Origin of the sequence: Micromonospora sp. WMMD737 (assembly GCF_049179055.1) — a bacterium.
GTDB classification, from domain to species: domain Bacteria; phylum Actinomycetota; class Actinomycetes; order Mycobacteriales; family Micromonosporaceae; genus Micromonospora; species Micromonospora reichwaldensis.
Map to the genome: position 1 here is coordinate 819,316 of NZ_JBMHMH010000001.1, position 21,353 is coordinate 840,668.

A 21,353-nucleotide genomic window follows, 5' to 3' on the forward strand; every position below is an offset into this window, starting at 1 on the left:
TCCGCATCGCAGGCACCGGTCCGCGGTCGCCCCGCGGGACGCGGTCCCATGGTGATTGACGTACGCCGCCGTGACCTGCACCGACACGGGATCCGTTGGGGGGATTACCGAAACTACTCGTGAGAGCCGGAATGCGGCTTGCCGGATCCGTCTCCGTCCTGCGGTCATCATAGGCCGACCGCTGACGGGATTCCCACGCGTGGGCAGTGGTCGCGGGGCATAGGGGTGTGAAGGCAACTGATATTTTCATTGGTGCGGTCGCCAGCCACCCCCTGGAGTTTGCCGTTGATGAAGGTCTACATTTCGGCCACCCAAAAAGACCTGCTGGAATATCGTGCTGCCGTGCACGTCGTGGCACGTCGTCTGGAGATCGAGGACGTGGCCATGGAGGCGTACGGGGCCGACGTGCGGCCGCCGTTGGAACGCTGCCTGACCGACGTGCGCCGGTGCGACCTCTACGTGGGCCTGTTCGCCTGGCGCTACGGGTTCCGCCCGCCCGGCCAGGAGTCCTCCATCACCGAACTGGAGTACCGGGAGGCGCTCACCGCTGGGAAGCCCTGCCTGATCTTCCTGCTCGACGAGGAGACACCCTGGCCGGTCGACATGATCGACCGGGACGCCGACTGGCAGCAGATCGTCGCGTTGCGCCGGGAGCTCAAGGAGCGCCACCTCTGTGCCTTCTTCTCCGGGGTGGACGACCTCTCCGCCAAGGTGACCATGGCGCTGGCCGAGGTGCGCAGCGGCCGGTCGCCGGCCCGCGAGCTCGCCGACCCGGACACCCCCCTGCCGGAATCCGTGCGCAGCCAATACCACAAGCAGTTGGCCCTGAGGTACCAGGCCGTCCCGCTGGACGCGGTCTCCCCGCAACCCACAATCGGATATCTGACGCTCGGCCTACCGAAGATGTTCGTCGAGCCCCGCGTGCACGAGGACACCCGGCCCGAGATGCCGCTGGCCTGGTGGCGCTGGGCCAGCTCCACGGCCGACGACGATGGCGGGCTGCCCGGGGTGGTCGACCCGGAGGAGGTGGAGCGGCTCTGGGAGGAGTACGCGGCCAAGGACGCGCTGGCCCTGTTCGACGTGGTGAGCGACCCGGGCCGGCGAGCTATCGTGCTGCTCGGCGACCCCGGCTCCGGCAAGTCGGCGGCCGCGCAGTACCTGGCGCTGGCGCTGGCCGGGGTGTGCACCGAGCCCCGGCTCGCGGCGCTGGACCGCCACCTCCCCGTCCTGATCGAGCTGCGCTCCTACGCCGCGCACTGCGGCGACGGGCGATGCGACGGCCTGCTGGACTACATGGGCCACCGCCACCAGCAGGGCCTGGCCGGGATCGAACAGAGCGTGCTGGAGGCGTACCTGCGTCAGGGCGGCCAGGCGCTCTTCCTGTTCGACGGCCTGGACGAGGTGTTCGACCCCGCGCAGCGCGAGGAGGTGGCCGCACAGATCGCCACCTTCGCCAGCGAGTACCCGGGGGTGCGCACGATGGTCACCTCGCGGGCGGCCGGATACCTGCGGCACACCTTCGCCAACGCCGGCTTCGACCACTTCACCCTGGAGGATCTCGACGACGAGCGGATCGCCCGATTCCTCGGCAACTGGTACCGCTACGTGATGCCCACACCGGCGGCCGAGGCGGACCGGCAGCGTGGACAGATCCTCGACGTCGTGCGCAGGTCCCGGGCCATGCACGAGATCGCCGGCAACCCGCTGCTGCTGATGCTCATGGCGATCGTCGGCCGGGGCCACCCGCTGCCCCGCAACCGGCACCGGCTCTACGCACACGTCACCGACGTCCTGATCTCCGAATGGGACGTCACCAAACAGCTGCGTGAGAGCCACGGCGACGTGCCGCTGCTGGACCTGCAGGCGAAACGCCGTTTGGTGCGCCACCTGGCGTATTGGATGCAGTTCCGGGAGTCCGGCCCGGCCGGAAACTACATTGAACCCGACGAAATGGCGCGCATCTTCCGGGACGACCTCGTCGCGTTCTACGGTTTCGAGAACGAGCGGGCACTCGCCATGGCCTACTCGATGATCGACAAATTGCGCCAGCGAAGCTTCATCCTGGAACGGTACGGACTGCGGCTGTTCGGGTTCGTGCACCGCACGTTCCTGGAGTTCTTCTGCGCCGAGGAGATCGTGGACAGGTTCAAGCGCGATCGGGACGCCTGGGATGTCGACCGGCTGCGCGCGCTGTTCCGCGAGCACTGGGCCGACCCGTCCTGGCGTGAGGTGCTCCGGCTCGTCGCCAGCGCCCTACCCGCCCCGACCGCCAACGATCTGGTCGTCCTGCTCGCCACCGGGGTCAACCAGCCCTGGCCGCCGCTGAACCTGACGGGCCCGCCGTGGAACCTGGTGCTGGCCGCGCAGTGCGTGGCGGAGGCGCCGCAGCCCGCCGAGCTGGCCGGCGCGGGCGACGCGGTGCTGTGCCAGGTCGTGCGGCTGCTCGAACACGGCATCTCCGCCGACGACCCCAACCTCGTGGAGCTCACCGAGCAGGAGCTGCTGTCCTCGATCCGGGCGCTCGGGTCGAGCTGGCCCGGCCGGCAGGCCTTCCTGAACTGGTATCGCCGCCGCGGGGTGCGCACCAGTTGGCGCTCCGGCTCCGCGTTCGCCACCCGCATCGCCGCGGTGCTCTCCACCAATGAGGAACGGCTGGAGGAGCTGCTGGTCCAGGAACTCGGGCAGAGCCGTGAGCGGCAGGGGCACCTCACCCTGGTGGCAGGGCTGGCCGAGACCGCCGGCCGCCTGGGCACCACCAGCCCCAGCCGCCGCCGATGCCGGGACCTCCTGCTCGCCCAGGCGCGGGCCGAGGTCTCCACCACGGTCCGGCAGGCGGCCGTACGGGCTCTGGTCGCGCACTTCGGCACCGATCACGACCACGTCGACGTGCTGCGCGACCTGGCTCGCTCACCCGACCTCGCAGTGCGGGCGCTGGCCGTGCAGTCCCTCGGCGGCCGCGGCGAGCTGTCCGAGAAGGACAGCCAGGTGCTGGTCAGAGCCGCCGAGGACCCCGCCACCGCGGTACGGCGGGCCGCCACCGCCGTGCTCAGCACGCGCTGCGCCGACCTGCCGGACGCCCCCGGGACACTGCAGCGGCTGCTGGCCAACGACACCGACCCCGGCGTGGTGCAGCGCGCGCTGCAGGGACTGCTGGCCCTGCCGCAGCACGCCGAGACCGCCCGCACCCGGGCGCTGCAGCGGGTGACCGGCGACTCCCCGGACGAGGTACGGCGCTGCGTGGTGACCGAGCTGCTGCCGGCGTGGCCGAGTCCGGACAACACCGAACTGCTGCTGAAGCTGGCCGGCTCGGACCCGTCCGCGCGGCTCCGCGCGGTCGCCGTGCAGCGGCTGGCGCTCGTGCCCGACCCGGAGGGGCGCTGCCGGGCCCGGCTGGTCGATCAGATCGAGCAGGACGAGGAAGCCTCCGTGCGCGCCGCCGCGGTGACCGCGCTGATCGACCGGGACCGCGCCGACGACACCGGGTGGGCCGTGGTGGCCAACGCGGCTCGCGCCGACGAGGACGCGACGGTGCGCCTCGCCGCGGTACGCGCGCTGGCCGAGGCGTACCCGGACCACCGCACCGGGGAACTGCTGCTGGAGAAGGCGCACGGCGACCCCACCGCGAGCGTCCGGCTCGCCGCGGTCGACCTGCTCACCGGTTGGCCGCTACTCGACCGGGCCACCCGCGACCTGCTGATCAGCCGCGCGTCCCAGGAGCGGGACGCGATCGTCCGGTTGCGGGTCACCCTTCGCCTGACCCGCCTCGCCGAACAGGCCGACCCCGAGGTGCTCAAGTGCCTGGCCGACCAGGTCAGCCGGGATCCCGACCCGAACGTGCTGCGCGCGGCCGCCCAGGCGCTCGCCCGTCACGGCGAGGCCGACGCCCTGATGGAGACGCTGTGCCGGCGGGCCCGCCGGGACAGCTACGTCGGCATCCGGCTGGCCGCCGTGCAGGCCCTCTGCGCGTACGGGAGCCCGGACACGGTGACCGACGTGCTGCTGGAGTGCGTCGAGTCGGACACCGACCCCACCGTGTTCGACGCGGCGGTGTGCTGCCTGGCCGAGCAGGGCTCGGCATCCATGGCGGTGACCCTGCGGCTCCTACGCCGTCTGGCGGACCAGGACCCGGCGATCCGCGCCCGTATCGCCGCCGCGCTCGGCGCCCACTTCGGGGCCGACCCGGAGGTCCGGGTACTGCTCGTGGGCCTGGTCCGCGACGATCCCGACCTCGAGGTCCGGCGCCGGGCCGTGGAACAGCTGGGAGCCACGCTGGCCGACCGGGTGGGGGTGCGGGAGCTGCTGCTGCGGCTGGCCGACGACGAAGACTGGGAGATTCGCCGCACCGCGCTGCTCGGCCTGACCCGGCACTACTCCGGAGACGCCCACACCCGGGCCGTGCTCGTGCGGCTCGCCCGCCAGGAGGACGACGGCAGCGTACGGCGGCTGGCCGGGCAGCTGCTGGCGGCCCTGCCCGACACCAGGCCCGACGACTTCCCGTGACCGGACCCGGTGGGCGCGCGCCGAGCCCGGTTCCGATCGACCTGGTCAAATATCATGACCGTCATGACAGACCCGGTCGCCACCTCGCGCCACCTGGTCGAATGGTGGCTCCGAGCCGTGTTCGGAGTCATCGGGCTGGCCGCCTTCATCCTCGGCTACATCGGGTTCGACCGCCTGCTGAAGGCCCGGCCGGACACCGCACACGACCCGTACGACGTGCTCTACTACGATCTGCAACTCTTCGTCTTCGGCGCCGAACCCTTCCAGAACGCCGGGCCGTACCCGTGGCAGCTGCAAATCGCCCGGTTCGCCGCCCCGCTGTTCACCCTCCTGGCCGTGGCCGAGGCCAGCCGGCTGCTGCTGGCCGCCGAGAGTCGCCGCTTGCGGGCCCGGCGAGCCCGCGGCCATGTCCTGGTCTGCGGCGACTCCCCGTTCGCGCACATGCTCGCCGACCGGCTCTTCGCCGACGGCGAACGCGTGGTCGTGGTGCGCTCCGAACCGTTCGGACCGCTGGAATACCGGCTACGCCGGTACCTCGGCGTCATGGGCGACCCGGCCAGCCCTCAGGTGCTGCGCGGCGCCGGCCTGCCCCGCGCCCACACCATCTACGCCTGCAGCGAGGACGACGACCGCAACCACGCGATCGCCAACACCGCGAGCCGGCTCGTCAAGGACAAGCGGCAGCCACCCCGGGTCTACGTGCTGGTCCACGACTTCGAGATGTGCCTGTCGTTGCAGGCCCGACGACTCGGCGCCGCCGGATCCAGCCGGCTGAGGCTGGACTACTTCCACGTCGACGACATCGCCGCCCGCGCGCTGCACCGGCACCATCCGTTGCCGCCCGCCACCGGCCGCCCCACCAAGATCCTCATCGCCGGCACCGGCACCTTCCGCCGGGCCCTGCTGGTGGAGACCGCGCGGCACTGGCGGGCCCGGCAGGCCGACTGCCCACCCGGGCACGTCGCGCCGCCCCTGCGGGTGGACCTCGTGGCCCCGGACGCCGGCGCCGAGCTGGCCGTCGCGGCGTCGCGTTACCCGTTCCTGACCACGGCCTGCCGGCTCACCGCGTACGACCTGGACCTCGACGGCCTCGTCGGGCTCGACCAGCTCGACGGCGACCGCTACGACCGCATCTACGTCTGCGCGCCGGACGAGACCAGCGGCCTGCAGTACGTGCTGGACACGCCCGCCCTCTGGCAGCGCGCCGAGAGTTCCGTCTTCGTACCCGTCTACCAGCAGGCGGCGCTCGCCGCCGCCTTTCACGGCGACTCCCGTCACGACCTGCTCGACGAGGTGCACGGCAAGCTGCGCCTCTACCCGGTGCTGACCCGCGCCTGCGATGCCCGGCTGATCGCCGAGGACCTCACCGAGCGGCTCGCCCGGTTGATCCACGAGCGGTACCTGCTGGCCCAGCAGCGCGCCGGGGTACGCCCCGGCGACGCGCCGGCGATGGTGGACTGGTCGCGACTGCCCGAGTCGCTGCGGCGGGCCAACCGGGCACACGTCCAGGACATCGCCGCGAAGCTGTTGAATCTCGGCTGCGTCGTGGCGCCCCGGCGCGGTGGCACCAGCGACGCCGCCGCCGGGCAGGTCATCGACGACCGGATCGAGGAGTTGGCCCGCCTCGAGCACGAACGGTGGTGCCGGGAACGGCGAGGGGAGGGCTGGACGCACGGCGAGCCCCGCGACGACGTCCGGCGGCGGCATCCCGCCCTGCGGCCCTGGGACGAACTGCCCCTTGACGTCCAGGAGCAGAACCGCGCGGAGATCCGGGCGCTGCCGGACGTGCTGTCCGACAGCGGGTTCGAACTGATCCGGCTGGCACCTGCGGTGCCCGTGCAGCGGAGAGGACCGGGGGATGCCGGCTGATCCCGCACCGCTGCGCGTCGGCGTGACCGGGCACATCAACCTGACCCGCGACACCGAGCTGCTCGTCGCCGACGCGCTGCGCGTCGAGCTGCGTCGGATCAGCGACCGGCCGGTACACGGCGTCACCTGCCTGGCGGCCGGTGCGGATCAGCTCTTCGTACGCGCGGTTCTGGAGCTGGGTGGCACGTACGAGGTGATCCTCCCGGCCCTCGACTACCGGACCGCCGTGATCGGCCCGGGCAACCGGGCGACCTTCGACGAGTTGCTTGCCGGGGCGGCGGCGATCGTCCACACCGGCTACGAGCGTTCGAACACCGCCGCCTACGTGGCCGCCAACCGGGAACTGGTGCGACGGGTGCAGCGACTGGTGGCGGTGTGGGACGGGAAACCCGGCTGCCACGCGGCGTCGACGGACCGGACCGTCGACCGGGCGCGGCTCCTCGGCATCCCGACCACGATCCTCTGGCCCGCCGGCGCCCGTCGGATGCCTCCCGGGAACTGACTCCCGAATGATGTGCATTTTTCGATGTCGTTGGTAGGGTGCTGCGGTGCCTCCCCCTGCCACCGTCGGCGCGCCACCGGGCGACCGCTCCCTGACCTCAGAATCCACCCCCTCCACCGCCCGACAGGTGCGGCGCGCACGCTTCAGCGAGTCCGGTCTCGCGTGGCTGATGCTGCTGCCCTCGGTGGGGGTCTTCGCCCTGTTCGTGTTCTGGCCGCTCGGGCGGACGCTGTACCTGTCGGTGCACGGCAACGACATCTTCGGCGCCGCGTCGGAGTACGTCGGCGCGGCGCACTACCGGGACATGCTGTCCGGCGAGTTCGGCAAGGTGCTGGCCACGACCGCGCTGTTCACGCTCTTCTCGGTGGTGCCGGCCGTGCTGGGCGCGCTCTTCGTGGTGCTGCTGCTGGAGGCGCGCATCCGGGGCGTACGGGCGCTGCGCACCGCGTTCGCGCTGCCGTTCGCGTTCTCGGTGGCGACCGCGTCGGTCATCTTCGCCGTCATCTACAACCCGGCGATCGGGGTGGCGAACGGCCTGCTCGGCTCCCTCGGCTTCGACCGGGTCAACTGGCTCACCGACCCGTCGATCGCGTTGCCCGCCGTCTGCGCCGCGACGGTGTGGATGAACTTCGGCTACAACATCCTCGTGCTCTCCGCCGGGGTCTCGGCGATCTCGCCCGAGGTGGTCGAGGCGGCGCGGCTGGACGGCGCGACCGGGTGGCGGCTGGCGACGCGGATCACGGTGCCGCTGCTCTCCCCGCAGCTGTTCTTCCTCGTCGTGGTGTCCACGATCCACGCCCTGCAGAGCTTCGGGCAGATCCACATCCTGACCAAGGGCGGGCCGGACCAGGCGACGACGACGCTTGTCTACTCGATCTACGAGAAGGCGTTCGCCTTCGGCTCCTCCGACTTCGGCGCGGCCAGCGCGCAGGCCGTCGTGCTGCTGGTCATCATGCTCGGCTGCACGGCCGTCCAATTCGGCGTCCTCGAACGGCGGGTCCACTACCGATGAAAAAGCTCAACCTCGGCCGGGTCGCCGTCTACGTCGTGCTCGGCCTGGCCGCGATCCCCGTGCTGTTCCCGGTCTACTACGGGTTCGTCGGTGCCGTGATGGGCCCCGGCGACCTGGCGACCTATCCGCCCGCGCTGGTGCCGAGCGCGCTGCACTGGCAGAACGTCACCGACGTGTTCCGCTCGGTGCCGCTCGGCCGCTTCTACGCGAACTCCGCCGTGCAGGCCGGGATCATCACCGTGGCGCAGGTCGTCACCAGCATCTTCGCCGCGTACGCCTTCGCGTTCCTGCGCCTGCCGGCGAAGGCGGCGACGTTCAGTCTCTTCCTCGCCACCCTCATGGTGCCGTGGGAAGCGATCATCATCCCCAACTACCTGGCGATCTCCGACTGGGGCCTGACGCGCGGCGGGCTGACGTACCTCGGCCTGGTGCTGCCCTTCCTCGCCTCGGCGTTCGGCACGTTCCTGCTGCGGCAGGCGTTCCTGCAGTTCCCGACCGAGCTGCGCGACGCCGCGGTGATCGACGGGTGCGGCCACTGGCGGCTGCTGTGGCGGGTCATCGTGCCGCTGTCCAAGCCCTCCATCGCGGCGGTCGGGGTCTACGTCTTCCTCTCGGCGTGGAACCAGTACTTCTGGCCGCTGATCCTGATCCGCGACACCGAGTTCCAGACGCTGCAGATCGGCATCTCCCAGCTCAACGACGCCGAGGCGGCGCAGCCGGGCCTCGTCCTCGCCGGCGTCGCGTTGTCGCTGCTTCCCACGCTGGCCGTCGTGATCTTCGGCCAGCGCTACATCGTCCGCGGGCTGACCGCCGGGGCGCTGCGTTGAACCATCGAGAAGGAGAACCAATGAGAAGACCTCGGCTCCGCCGGACCGCGGCGGCGTTCGTCGCCGTCGTGGCCGCCGCCGCGCTCACGGCCTGCGGCGACTCCGGGTCCGGCACCGACGGCGGCAGCGGCGCGCTCGACGCGCCCGGCGCCGAGGTGCTGGAGAAGGCCACGGACAAGACCACGATCGAGTTCTGGCACGCGATGAAGGGGGCCAACGCCACCGCCGTCGACCAGCTCGTGGCCGACTTCAACGCCCAGAGCGGCGGCAAGGTCGAGGTCAAGGCGGTCTTCCAGGGAAGCTACGACGAGACGATCGCGAAGTACAAGGCGTCGGTGCAGCAGAAGAGCACGCCGGCCCTGGTGCAGATCTACGACATCGGCAGCCGCTTCATGGTCGACTCGAAGCAGGTCGTGCCGATGCACAAGTTCATCGAGAAGGACGGCTTCAACGCCGGCGACATCGAGCCGAACATCGCCAGCTACTACTCGGTCGACGGCAAGCTCTGGTCGATGCCGTTCAACTCCTCGACGCCCCTGCTGTACCTCAACAAGGAGGCGTTCGAGCGGGCAAAGCTCGACCCGACGAAGCCGCCGAAGAACCTCGACGAGATCGGCGAGCTGGCGAAGAAGCTCACCGTCAAGGACGCCAGCGGCAAGACCGTCCAGTACGGCTTCAACGCCGCCATCTACGGCTGGCTGGTGGAGCAGCTGCTCGCCACCGACGGCAAGGAGTACTGCGACAAGGGCAACGGGCGCAGCGGCCTGGCCACGAAGGTGCAGTTCGACCAGGAGACGGCCGTGCGCGTCGCGCAGTGGTGGACGGACCTGGTGAAGGGCGGCTACGCGACGAACACGGGCCGCAAGACCGACGACGCCCAGGCCGCCTTCAAGTCGGGCACGGTCGCCATGCACCTGGAGTCCACAAGCGTGCTGCGCGGCTACGTGGACGCCGCGAAGGGCAAGTTCACCGTGCTCACCGCCCCGTACCCGAAGGTGAGCGCCTCCTCCACGGGCGGACCGATCATCGGTGGCGCCTCGCTGTGGATCAACGGCGTCGGCCACGACGACAAGGAGAAGCGGGCCGCCTGGGAGTTCGTGAAGTTCGCCTCCGGCCCGGTCGAGCAGGCCAAGTGGCACACCAGCACCGGGTACGTGCCGATCAACGCCAAGGCGCTCGACGAGCAGATCGACAAGGACTGGATGGCGAAGTTTCCCCAGTTCCGCACCGCAGTAGACCAGCTGCACGCGCTGCCGCCGTCGGTCGCGTCGGCCGGCTGCCTGCTGGGCGTGATGCCGCAGGCCCGCAAGGCATCCGAGGACGGCCTCGAGGCGGCCATCGTCGGCAGCAAGCCGGCCGAGCAGGCCATGAAGGACGCTGCGGCGAGCGTGCAGGGCGCCATCGACAGCTACAACAAGTCGGTCAGCTGACCACCCCACCGCGCTGATCGTCGAGAAGGGCCAGTCCCGCCGGGACTGGCCCTTCTCCGTTCCGCCCCCACGTCGGGGGTGCGGGCGGATCCTATGGTGGGCTCTGCCACCGATCGAGGGAGAGACCGTTGTCACCGTCGCACCGCCCGCCCCGTTCGTGCGTCGCAGGGGCGGCGCTGGGCCTGCTCGTCGGGCTCGCCGCCTGCACCGCGCCACGGGCGGAGCCGCCCGAGCGGCCGGCGCCGGGGATCGCGGTGACCCAGGAGAGCCTGCGCGGCGGCGGGACCGCAACGGAGGGGGAGGGCCCGGAGCCCACCTGGTCGGTGACGGCCAGCCGGCTCGACCAGCCGTTGACGCAGCTCGGTCGGGTCGTCGTCGTGCCGGACGGGCGGGAACTGCGGGCGGTGGACCGCTCGACGGGGCAGGACCGCTGGCGTCGCCCGTTCCCGATGGCCTACCAGTACGCGGTCGCCGGCGACCTGATCGTGGTCAGCGCCAGCAACGGAGGGCCGCTGGAGGTGCTCGACGCGGCCACCGGCGCCACCCGCTGGCGGGCCGAGAACACCCAGGGCGTCGTCGTCCAGCAACAGGTCGTGTACGACCGCGAGTGCGTCGGCACCGGACAGTCCGCGAAGTGTGTCGTCATCGCCCGGGACGTCCGCGACGGTCGCCAACTGTGGAAACTGCCCGCCGACCGGTTCGCCCGGGTCAGCGACGAGGCGCTCGGCGTCCGCGCGCCGTACGCCGCGCCCACCCAGCGGTACGTGTCGGTGCGGCTGAACGGGCGTACCTACACGAGCGTCTCACCCACCACCGGCAAGGCCGGCGCCGGACGCCTGCCGAGCCGGGCCTGGCACGGCTTCGTGGCCGGCAACCTGCTGGTGACCACCGACCACGATCCGCCTCGGGGCGACCGGCGGTGCACCGTCAGCATCGCCACCGTCGACGCGGCCACCGGCACCGGAGGCTGGTCCGGCGAGGTCTTCAGCGGGCGACGCGAGGACGGCGAGTGCGCCAAGCGACTGGCGCACGACCGCAGCGGGCTGACCCTGATCGGGGCCGGCACCCGGCTCGTCGCTGTCACGGACGCCGGCCGGCCGCAGGTGGTCGACCTGCGCACCGGCAGGACGCAGTGGGAGGGCGTCGCCCCCGGCGTGCCGATCGACGGGGACGACCGGTCCGTGCTGGTGCGGCGCACCGCCGACGAGGGCGAGCTGGCCCTGCTCGACATGGCCACCGGCGCGGCCCGGTGGAGCGCGCCGGACCCGGGACTGTCCGGCACCTCGGCGAGCTGGCGGTCGAGCGTGACCGGCCGCCTCGTGGCGGTCAGCGGCGCGGTGGAGGAACGACCGGTCGTGCTCATCTACGACGTGTCGACCGGTCGCCAGCTCGGCCGGTACGCCGGTTGGCTCGCCGGCGCCGGGGACGACTGGGTCGCGGTGAGCCACTCCGGGGGCCCGGACGGGATCGCACTGGACCTCTACGCCTTCTGAACCGGCGCGGCGGGCCGGTCCCGGCCGCCCGCCGTGTCCACCGCCGCCACACTAGTTCCAGCGGAACAGGAGTGCGGCGACGGTCGCACCGACGACTGCGGTGATCGCCAGACCCGCCAGGTTCGACGCGTCGACCGATGCTCCCGCCCAGGCGCTGGAGAGCGCCTCGACGGTGGCGCCGAACGGCAGCCACGAGGCGGCCCGGGCCACCGGTTCCGGCAGTGAGGCGGTGCCGCCGAACAGGCCGCCGACGGCCCCGAGGGCGAAAAAGGCGATCAGGCCGATGGCGACCGCCGAGTTCGGGGTGGGCGCCACCGAGGCGACGATCAGGCCCAGCCCGTACATCGCGGCCACCGAGAGCCCGACCACGGCGAGCGCCATGCCGATGTCGGCCGGCGGACGGGCGCCGAAGCCGATGACGGCGACGGCGTACGCCAGCCCGATCCCCAGCACCGCCTGCGCCAGGCTCACCACCAGCTGGGCGACGAGCACCATCGCCGGCGACGCCGGGGTGACCGCGAGGCGGCGCAGCACCCCGCTGCGGCGGTAGTAGGCCAGGAAGCTCGGCATGTTCACGATGCCGATCGTGGCGAGGACGATGGTGAATACCAGCGGAAGGACGAACAGGTCCAGCGCCGAGCGCCCGCCGGCGACCTCCTGGTCACCGGCGGCAGCGGCGTTCATGACCAGGATCAACAGCGGCAGCCCTATGGGTACGACCAGCCCGGCCGTGTCCCGGACGACCATCTTCGCCTCGCACCCGATCAGGATCAGCCACGAGCCCGGCCCGGGTCGTCGTACGGTCACCTCGTTCATGCGTCCTCCTCCGTGACGAGTTCCTTGCCGGTGAGGCGGACGAACGCCTCCTCCAGGTTCGCGGCGCCGACCCTGGCGGCCAGCCCGGTCGGGGTGTCCAGGGCGACGATCCGGCCGGCATCGAGCAGCACGACCCGGTCGCAGAGCCGTTGGACCTCGTCCATCGCGTGGCTGACCAGCAGCACGGTCTCGTCGCGCAGCCCCTCCACGCCCGCCCAGATGCGCCGGCGGGCCCGGGGATCGAGCCCGGTGGTGAGTTCGTCGAGGATCACCACCCGTGGTCGGCCGACCAGGGCGAGGGCTATGGAGAGGCGCTGCTGCTGGCCGCCGGAGAGCTTCTCGAACCGCGTCCCGGCCTGCCCCCGCAGCTCGACCAGGTCGAGCAGTTCGTCGGCGGGGCGCGGATCGGGGTAGAAGCTGCGGTAGAGGCCGAGCAGCTCACTGACGGTCAGGGCGGCGTGCAGCTCGGCCTGCTGCAACTGCACGCCGAGCACCTGGCGGACGGCGGCGCGGTCCCGGCGCGGGTCCCGCCCGAGCACCCGGACGCGTCCCCGGTCGGGAATCCGCAGGCCGGCGATCAGCTCGATCATCGTGGTCTTGCCGGCCCCGTTGACGCCCAGGACGCCCAGCACCTCACCGGGGGCCACCGTCAGGCTGACGTCGTCGACGGCGACGACGTCGCCGTACCGTTTGTGCAGGTTCTCGACCTCGATGGCGGGTTGGCTCATGCTCCCCATGCTGGTCGGCGCCACCCGCCCGCCGCCTGTGCCGGAGGTCAGCCCCGCCGGCCATGACTTTCGGCACCCGTGGCCCGCCGGCCGTGGCGGCTAGGGTTGCCGCATGCGGCGGCTCGGGCTCGATGAGTGGTCCGGCCTGGTGATGCTCGTCGTGTGCGTGGGCGTCGGGTCGCCCGTGATGCTGGGCCTGGTCGAGCCGGACATCCCGGCGCCGGTCTGGGTGGGGCTCTTCGTCGTCACCCTGGGCGCGGCGCTCGGCGCCGTGGCCGAACGGGGAGCACCCCGCACGAGGTGGGCGGCCTACGGCACGGCGGTGGTCGCCGGCTGGGGCGTGGTCGCGACGGCCCCCCGCGCCGGCATGCTGCCGATCCTGCTGGTGGTGATCGCCGCGCTCGGACCGGAGACCCTACGGCTGCCGGTCAACCTGCTGGTGGTGGCGCTGAACACGGCCGTGATCGCCCTGACCGTCGGCCGGGTCCACGACGACCCGGTCGCGCCGCTCGTGTCCGGGGTGTTCTACGGGCTGATCCAGATCGCCACGACGTTCAGCGTGACCGCGGTCCGCCGGGAGCAGCAGCACCGTCGGGAGCTGGCCCGGGCGCACGTGGAGCTGCGGGCGGCCAGCCTGCTGCTGGCCGGGTCCGCCCGCACGGCGGAACGACTGCGCATCTCCCGCGAGCTGCACGACCTGCTCGGTCACCAGCTCACCGTCCTCACCCTGGAGCTGGAGGCGGCCCGGCACCGTGCGGGCGATCCGGCGCGGGAGCACGTCGAACGGGCCGGCAGGGTGGCCCGGGAGGTGCTCGCCGACGTGCGCGACACCGTCAGCGCGCTGCGCGCCGGGTCCGCCGCCGACCTCGCCGAGGCGCTGCGCGACGTCGGCCGCGACATCCCCGGGCTCGACGTGACGGTCGAGGTGGGCGAGGACGTCGAGCCGAACGAGGAACAGACCGCGGCGCTCGTGCGGGCCGTACAGGAGATCATCACCAACACTCTGCGGCACGCCTGCGCGGGCGAGCTGCGAGTCACGATCGTCCGCCACGGTGAGGCGATCCGACTGACGGCGGTCGACGACGGACAGGGCGCGCGGGGCGTGGTCCCCGGCAACGGGCTGCGGGGCCTCGCGGAGCGGTTCGCGGCACTCGGCGGGGAGATCGCGTACGACGGCAGCGCGGGCTTCCGGGTGACCGCCCGGATGCCGGCCCGGTGACCGGCATGCTCGATCCGGCCGGCCCGCGCGGCCGAGGCGACATGACCAGGGTGGTCGTGGTCGACGACCAGACGCTGGTCCGGCAGGGCATCCGCACCCTGCTCGACATGGCGGGCATCGAGGTGGTCGGCGAGGCCGACGACGGCGAGGCGGCCCTGGCCGCGATCGACGCGACCCGGCCCGACGTCGTCCTGCTCGACCTGCGCATGCCGCGCCGGGACGGCATCTGGGTCCTCCGACGGCTCCGGGAGCGCGGGGCGGACGTGCCGGTGCTGGTGCTCACCACCTTCGACGACGACACCCTCGTCCTCGACGCGCTGCGCGCCGGAGCGCGGGGCTACCTGCTCAAGGACGTCACGTTGGAGCAGCTGACCCGGGCGGTCGAGACCCTCGCCGCGGGCGGAACGCTCATCGCCGTGTCGATCACCGATCGGCTCCTGCGCGCCATCCGCTCGGCGCCGTCCCCGGTCGGGGTGAGCGCCCCGCCGGCGCAGGAACTCACCGAGCGGGAGCTGGACGTGTTGCGGCTGGTCGCCGAGGGCTACACCAACCGGGAGGTCGCCGGCCTGCTCTTCCTCGCGGAGGGGACGGTCAAGAACCACGTGTCGGCGATCCTGCTCAAGCTCGGCGCCCGGGACCGCACCAACGCGGTGCTGCGGGCGCTGCACGAGGGCGTCCTGCGGTAGACGCGCCGGTGACGCGCCACGGCGAGGACCTCGCCGTGGCGTGTCACCGAGTCAGCGCAGGCGGCCCTCGATGGCGTCGATGATGCGCGGGCGCAGCTCCGCCGCGCGGATGACGGCGTCGACGGAGCCGACCTCGACCGCGCGCTGGATGTTGTGCACCCGGTCGAACTCGGCGGCCACCTCGCCCAGCTTCTCCACGCGCACCGACGAGCGCAGCTCGTCGAGCTCCGCGGTCAACGCCGCGCGGTCGGTGCCGGAGGCCGCCGCGACGCGGGCCTCCAACTCCCGCACGCGCGGATCGGCCGCCGTGCGGGCGTTGACGTCGCCGGAGAACACCACTGCGGCGGCGGGGGCGCCGCCGAGGACCGAGGCGAACGAGCCTTCCAGCGCGAGCACGGTCATGTTCGGGTTCAGCGCCTTCGAGAACACCACGAACGCGCCACCGTGGTACCGCGAGATCACGCAGAACACGATGGGCCCGCGGAAGTTCACGATCGCGCGGCCGATCTCGGCGCCGTACTCCAGCTGGAGATTGCGCATCGACTCCGGCGAGCCGTCGAAGCCCGACAGGTTGGCCAGCACCACCAGCGGCCGGTTGCCGCTGGCCGCGTTGATCGCCCGCGCGGCCTTCTTCGACGACCGCGGGAACAACGTGCCCGCGGTGTAGGTGTCCGGGCCGTCGGTGGGCGGGAAGCCGCGCCGCGGCACCGACCGTGACTCGATGCCGATCAGGCACACCGGCATGCCACCGAGGTGTACGTCCTGCACCGCCACGGTCTCCGCGTCGGCCATGCCCGCCCACCGTTCCAGCACCGGGTGGTCCTGGTCGGAGAGCGCCCGCATCACCGTCCGGATGTCGAACGGCTTCTTGCGGTCCGGGTTGGCCTCGGCGGAGAAGATCTCGCCGACGGTGGTGAAGTCGCTGCCCGCCACGACGTGCGGGAAGGTGGAGACGTCGCGGTCGACCGGGTCGGTCGTCCGCGCCCGCCGCGGCCCCTGCTCGCCGGGCGCGACGTACGTGTGCTCGTAGTGCGCCATCAGCACGTCCCGCGCCGCGGTGAGGTTCGGCGCCCAGTACTGCGCCTGCCCGTTCGGGCCCATCACCCGGTCGTAGCCGCCGATGCCGAAGTTGTCCTCGGCCGACACGCCACCGGAGAAGTCGAGCGACTGCTTGCCGGTGAGCACCATCGCCGAGTCGGGCGTCATCACCAGGACACCCTTGGTGTGCATCAGCATCGTCGCCTCAGCGTTCCAGTACGGCTGCGCCCCGACGGTGATGCCCGCGACCACGACGTTGATCTCGCCGCCGTCCTGGGTGAACTCGACGATGCGCTTGAGCGCGGCGGCCACCCAGTCCATGTTCTCCGTGCCCGACTCCATGGAGATCCGGGCGCCCGCGGACAGCGCGTACCACTCCAGCGGCACCTGCATCCGCTCGGCCAGGTCCAGCGCGGCGATCACGCGGCGGCACTCCGGCTCCGACAGCGCGCCGAGGGCCTTCGTCGGGTCGCCGAGCAGCACGACCCGGGTGACGCCCTGCGGGTGCCGCCGGGTCGGCGTGGTCACCACGCCCGCCACGATCGCCGCGCTGTTGCGCCCCTTCGGCCGCGCGACCGGCACCAGCGCGTGCTCGTCGTCGAGGTCGTGCTCGACGAAGGTGCCGAGCAGGCCGGTCAGCTCGTACGGGTAGACCGCGTTGCGGCTGCTCGCGCGCAGCACCTTCTGCCGGTAGTCGTCGAGCGGCTCGACCGGCTCGTCCGACGGCTCGCCGACGGTCAGCGCGGTGCCGCCCGTGGCGTCGAACGAGACGCGTACGGCGATCTTGGTCAGCTCGCCGGTCCGGCGGTCGCGCTGCCGCGCGATGAACAGGATCTCCTCCAGCCCGGCGCCCGCGGTCGTGGGCAGCACGCGCCGGGCGATCATCTCCAGCTCCGCGCGGGTGAGGTCGCTCGGCGGCCAGACGTAGACCACGATCCGGTTGGTGCTGAAGCGCTTCCTCGACGGCCGCCGCGACTGCGCGCGACGGATCGAGTCGAGGCAGGTGGCGAGGACGTCCTCGGCGGTGGGCAGCGCCACCAGCCGCCCGTCGTGCTCGCGCAGCTCAGTCAGGTCGCGCACCTGCGCGAACGCGACGAGGCGGTCGTCCGACGGGTTCTCCCGCGCCACGCACTGGAAGAGGTAGACCTCCTCGTCCGACGACGGCAGCCGGGTGAGGTCGAACTTGCTCAGCCGCTCCATCTGCATCCGCTGCGCGATGTAGGGGTGCAGGCCGCGGATCAGCCGCTCCTCCATCATCCCGATGGTCGACGGACGGAACGTGAAGTGGTGGTGCATCACCGCGCCGCTGCGACCCGCGACGGTGGTGGTGAGCCTGCGTACCTGGCTCGGCAGCGGGTGCGCGCTGACGACCTCGTGCAGCGCCGCCGCCATCGCGTCGAAGTCCGCCGGCTGGTTCTCCCACGCCAGATAGATGTCGACGTCGATGGCGTCGTGGCCGCTCGCCAGCTCCGCGAGGCCGCGCAGCGCGCTGCCCAGCGCGTCGAAGCCCACGGCGGCGGAGACCACGCACGAGCCCGTCCGCTCGGCGACCACGAACGTGCAGCCCTCGACCTCGCTGGTGCGTACGCCGGTGAGGTCCTTGTTGCCGTAGTAGCGCCGGGTCAGCACCTCCAGCATGACCGCGTTGTCCACGTCGTCGCGAACGAGCCGCTGGCCGAGCAGCCGCACCAGCGGCTCGGTGGAGCGCACCATCTCGGCGACGCGCTCGGCGCGGTCCGGCGCGTCCGGGTGCGCGTCGAGGTGACGCAGGTGCCGGCGCACGTCGGCGTAGACGCGGGCCCGGTTGCGGCGCAGCAGCGGCTGGGCGAACCAGGCGAACACCACGCCGCGCGCGAGGTCGCAGACCACCGGGAAGCGGACCTGCGTCGCGGCCACCAGCCGCTCCAGCGCGAGACCGGCGGGCTCGCGCAGCGACTCGTCCGGCGGCGGCTCCCGCAGCCAGGCGCGCAGCAGCGTCGCAACGACCGTGGCGTCGGCGGACGCGCGTTGCAGGGCGAGGAAGATCCGGAACACGGCGGCTTCGAGCTCGGGGCAGCGCTCCAGCTCGGTGACGCCGTAGTGCCCGAGCGCCTTGGCGAGCTTGGCCTGGAACGCCTCCGGCAGCCCGGCCCGGTCCACGTCCAGGTATTGCAGGTAGGTGTGGAAGTACTCGCGGGCGCTCGGCACGTGGCCGGCGCCGCCGCCGTCCTCGCCCGTCGGCCGGTTGCGGCTGAGCTCGGTGAGGTCGGCAAACACGTCGATGAGGCCGAGTTCCTCGGCCAGCGGCCGGTGACCGTCCTCGGTGGCCGCCCGGCGCGCGGCGAGGTAGTCGTCGAGCAGCCGGCGCTCGTCGTGCGGGTCGACGTCGAAGCCGAGCAGCAGGCTGCGCAGGTCCTCCTGGCCGCGCGTGGCGCGCTCCCGCGCCGGGATCCTGGCGGGCGCTTCGGGCAGGTCCAGCTCGACGGACTCGGTCGCCGCGGTCTCCCCGGCCTCGGCGTCGTCGGCGAGCGGCTCCAGCCGCAGCAGCGGCGCGCCGGTCTCCACCTGGGTGCCCACGGAGACGACGCATTCCTTCAGCCGCGCCTTGAACGGCGCCCGCAGCACCGTCTCCATCTTCATGCTCTCCAGCACCAGCACCGGCGCGCCCGCCTCGACCTCGGCGCCGACCTTCAACGGCGTGGCGACGACGAGCGCGGGGCTGGGCGAACGCAGGACACCGCCCTCGTCGCGGGTGACCCGGTGCGCCACGCCGTCCACCTCGACCAGGTGGATCGGCCCGTGCGTGCCGATGAGCAGCCGGTAGCGGGTGCCGTTGACGACGACCTGCCCGGTGTGCCGGTCGAAGCGGTCCAGCTCGACGTCGGCGGTGCGCACGGCGCCACCCGCTTCCACGCCGACGCGGAACCGGTGTGCGCCGACCCGCGCGACGCGCACGCGGTAGTCGACGCCGCGCAGCTTGAGGTCCAGCGGCCGGCCGCTCTCGTGCTGCACCTGCGGGCGTCCGCCGAACGCCGTCGACAGCAGCCGCTGCCGCTCGACGCGCTCCTCCTCCTCGTACGCCTCGATGGCGGCGGCCGCCAGCGCGACGGCGGAGTGGCGGTGCGTGACCAGCCTGCCCTCGCCCCGGACGCGGTCGATCCAGCCGGTGTCCGCGCTGGCGTCGATCACCTCGGGCTGGTCGAGCAGGTCGAGCACGAAGCTCTTGTTCGTCGCGCCGCCCTCGATGATCACCGTGGTCTGCGCCATCGCCCGGCGCAGCCTGCCGAGCGCCTCGTCGCGGTCGCGGCCGTACGCGATGATCTTCGCGATCATCGAGTCGAAGTCGGCGGGGATGGTGTCGCTCTCGCTGACGCCGGTGTCCACGCGGATGCCCGGCCCGGCGGGCAGGTCCAGCCGCGCGATGCGGCCGGGGGAGGGCGCGAAGTCGCGGTCGGGGTCCTCGGCGTTCAGCCGGGCCTCGATGGCGTGCCCGCGCTCCGCCGGCGGCTCGCCCTCGAGCCGCCCGCCCGAGGCCACGTGCAGCTGCGCCCTGACCAGGTCGAAGCCGGTGGTGGACTCGGTGATCGGGTGCTCGACCTGCAGGCGGGTGTTGACCTCCAGGAACGCGAACAGCCGGTCGCCGGGGTGGTAGAGGAACTCGACGGTCGCCGCGCCGCGGTAGCCGACAGCGACGGCGAGCCGTTCGGCCGACGCCTTGAGCTCGGCCGTCTGCTCAGGACCGAGCACCGGCGACGCCGACTCCTCGATGACCTTCTGGTTGCGCCGCTGCACCGAGCAGTCGCGGACACCGAGCGCCCACGCGGTGCCCTGGCCGTCGGCGATCACCTGGACCTCGACGTGCCGGGCGCCGGTGACCAGGCGTTCCAGGAACACGACGCCGCTGCCGAACGCCCGCGCGGCCTCCTGGCTGGTGCGCTCGTAGGCGTCGGCGAGCTCGGCCTCGTTGGTGATCACGCGGATGCCGCGCCCGCCGCCGCCCGCGGTCGCCTTGAGCATCAGCGGGTAGCCGATCTCGGCCGCCGCCGCCAGGGCGGCGTCCAGGGTCTCGACCGCGCCGCGGCTCCACGGCGCGACCGGCACGCCGACCTCCTCGGCGATCAGCTTCGCGCCGATCTTGTCGCCCAGCTTGCGCATGGCGTCCGGGCTCGGTCCGACGAAGGTGACGCCGATCCGCTCGCACAGCTCCGCGAACGCCGGGTCCTCGGCGACGAAGCCCCAGCCGACCCACGCGGCGTCGGCCCCGCACTCCACCAGGGCGCGCTCCAGCACCTTCAGGTCGAGGTACGGGCGCGCGGACGCGGGACCGAGGTCGTAGGACAGGTCCGCCTCGCGGACGAAGGTGGCCGTACGGTCGACGTCGGTGTGCAGGGCGACGGTCTCGATCCGTGTCCCGGTCTCCGCGGCGATGTCCCGTACGGCGTGGATGAGCCGCATGGCGGCCTCACCACGGTTGACGATGGCGACACGACTGAACACCGATCGAGCCCTCCTTTTAGACCAATGATGCGGGGGCCGCGACGCGGCGGCACCTTCGGCAGTGTCCACCCTCGTGCCTGTGGATCAAAAGGTCAGGGGTCCGAATCCGTTCGGCGAACGGACGATGTTACGGCGTTGACCAGCCAAGACGCCGGACGCAACCGTGATCGTTTCCCGGCATGTGTTGCGTCCGTCCACTTCGTGGGAGGGTGGTGCGCCCGGGGTGCACATATGTTACTGGCGGGTTCGTGTCGACCGGTGTCGCGACAGGGCCTCAGCGGGGACCGGTGCCGCCGTCGAGGTCGCCGAGGAGCGGGCCCGGAACACGCATCCGCCACGCGTCGGTGACGAGTTCCGTCAGGCGGTCGACGTCGACCTGCGCCAGCCGCAGCATGACCAGGGGTAGCCCCTCGTAGGCGGGCGTGGTGAAGAAGACCTCGGGCTCGCCGAGGAGCAACGCCTGCTTCTCCGCCTCGTCGCCGACGTAGAGCACCGCGACGTCGGTCCGGATCAGGCGCGACGTGCCGGGTCTGCGCTCGGGGTAGGACCAGACGAACCCCTTGTCGGCGACCCGGAAGTCGAAGCCCTCACTGTCGATCTCGACCACGTGCGGCAGCGCCAGCGCCAGGTGCCGGACGTCGTCGGCGTCAGCCATCGGGGTCGCTCCGCACCATCGTCTCCCACACCCGCGCAGACTAGCTGCCACGGGTGACAACATGGTGCTGGCGCGAGGGCCCGACCGACGGGACCGGGCCGT

At 72.2% G+C, this 21,353-nt stretch carries 13 protein-coding genes; 9 read left to right on the forward strand and 4 right to left on the reverse strand.

The window, feature by feature from the left end:
• Nucleotides 1-288 precede the first annotated feature (288 nt).
• The 7 genes from ACN27A_RS02945 to ACN27A_RS02975 all read left to right on the forward strand — a co-directional run bounded on the left by ACN27A_RS02945 (nt 289) and on the right by ACN27A_RS02975 (nt 11,633).
• Nucleotides 289-4,500, forward strand: coding sequence for a HEAT repeat domain-containing protein (locus tag ACN27A_RS02945; protein ID WP_421449611.1), 4,212 nt, complete (start codon nt 289-291; stop codon nt 4,498-4,500).
• Nucleotides 4,501-4,563: 63 nt separating this feature from the next.
• A complete protein-coding gene (locus ACN27A_RS02950) occupies nt 4,564-6,369 on the forward strand; it encodes a RyR domain-containing protein (RefSeq protein WP_421449612.1) in 1,806 nt (601 codons plus the stop codon).
• The gene (locus ACN27A_RS02955) at nt 6,359-6,871 is read left to right on the forward strand and encodes a hypothetical protein (RefSeq protein ID WP_421449613.1); all 513 of its coding nucleotides are present in this window, start codon (nt 6,359-6,361) and stop codon (nt 6,869-6,871) included. The genes ACN27A_RS02950 and ACN27A_RS02955 overlap by 11 nt, the downstream gene beginning before the upstream one ends.
• Before the next feature lie 46 nt (nt 6,872-6,917).
• Nucleotides 6,918-7,883, forward strand: a complete 966-nt coding sequence (locus ACN27A_RS02960) for a carbohydrate ABC transporter permease (RefSeq protein WP_207914510.1) — start codon at nt 6,918-6,920, stop codon at nt 7,881-7,883.
• Nucleotides 7,880-8,710 carry a carbohydrate ABC transporter permease gene (locus ACN27A_RS02965; protein WP_132239145.1) on the forward strand — a complete coding sequence of 277 codons (831 nt, stop codon included), beginning with the start codon at nt 7,880-7,882 and terminating at the stop codon, nt 8,708-8,710. The genes ACN27A_RS02960 and ACN27A_RS02965 overlap by 4 nt, the downstream gene beginning before the upstream one ends.
• A gap of 20 nt (nt 8,711-8,730) precedes the next feature.
• The gene (locus ACN27A_RS02970) at nt 8,731-10,140 is read left to right on the forward strand and encodes an ABC transporter substrate-binding protein (protein ID WP_311414102.1); all 1,410 of its coding nucleotides are present in this window, start codon (nt 8,731-8,733) and stop codon (nt 10,138-10,140) included.
• Nucleotides 10,141-10,268: 128 nt separating this feature from the next.
• Nucleotides 10,269-11,633 (forward strand): PQQ-binding-like beta-propeller repeat protein, encoded by a 1,365-nt coding sequence (locus ACN27A_RS02975; protein ID WP_421449614.1) that lies wholly within the window; start codon nt 10,269-10,271, stop codon nt 11,631-11,633.
• Between the two features lie 51 nt (nt 11,634-11,684).
• Here ACN27A_RS02975 and ACN27A_RS02980 read toward each other — a convergent pair whose 3' ends face one another.
• Together ACN27A_RS02980 and ACN27A_RS02985 are read right to left on the reverse strand one after the other, a co-directional pair.
• Nucleotides 11,685-12,449 carry an ABC transporter permease gene (locus ACN27A_RS02980; protein ID WP_421449615.1) on the reverse strand — a complete coding sequence of 255 codons (765 nt, stop codon included), beginning with the start codon at nt 12,447-12,449 and terminating at the stop codon, nt 11,685-11,687.
• Nucleotides 12,446-13,177, reverse strand: coding sequence for an ABC transporter ATP-binding protein (locus ACN27A_RS02985; protein ID WP_421449616.1), 732 nt, complete (start codon nt 13,175-13,177; stop codon nt 12,446-12,448). The genes ACN27A_RS02980 and ACN27A_RS02985 overlap by 4 nt, the downstream gene beginning before the upstream one ends.
• A gap of 112 nt (nt 13,178-13,289) precedes the next feature.
• On the opposite strand from ACN27A_RS02985, the gene ACN27A_RS02990 reads away from it, so the two are divergent.
• Complete coding sequence (locus ACN27A_RS02990) at nt 13,290-14,396, forward strand: sensor histidine kinase (protein WP_421449617.1); 1,107 nt, start codon at nt 13,290-13,292, stop codon at nt 14,394-14,396.
• Between the two features lie 41 nt (nt 14,397-14,437).
• Nucleotides 14,438-15,082 (forward strand): response regulator, encoded by a 645-nt coding sequence (locus tag ACN27A_RS02995; RefSeq protein ID WP_421449619.1) that lies wholly within the window; start codon nt 14,438-14,440, stop codon nt 15,080-15,082.
• Between the two features lie 51 nt (nt 15,083-15,133).
• Here ACN27A_RS02995 and ACN27A_RS03000 read toward each other — a convergent pair whose 3' ends face one another.
• Entirely contained in the window at nt 15,134-20,596 is a 5,463-nt protein-coding gene (locus ACN27A_RS03000; protein ID WP_421449620.1) for a carboxyl transferase domain-containing protein, read from the reverse strand.
• Nucleotides 20,597-20,870: 274 nt separating this feature from the next.
• Entirely contained in the window at nt 20,871-21,251 is a 381-nt protein-coding gene (locus ACN27A_RS03005) for an MmcQ/YjbR family DNA-binding protein (protein WP_421449621.1), read from the reverse strand.
• Nucleotides 21,252-21,353 lie beyond the last annotated feature (102 nt).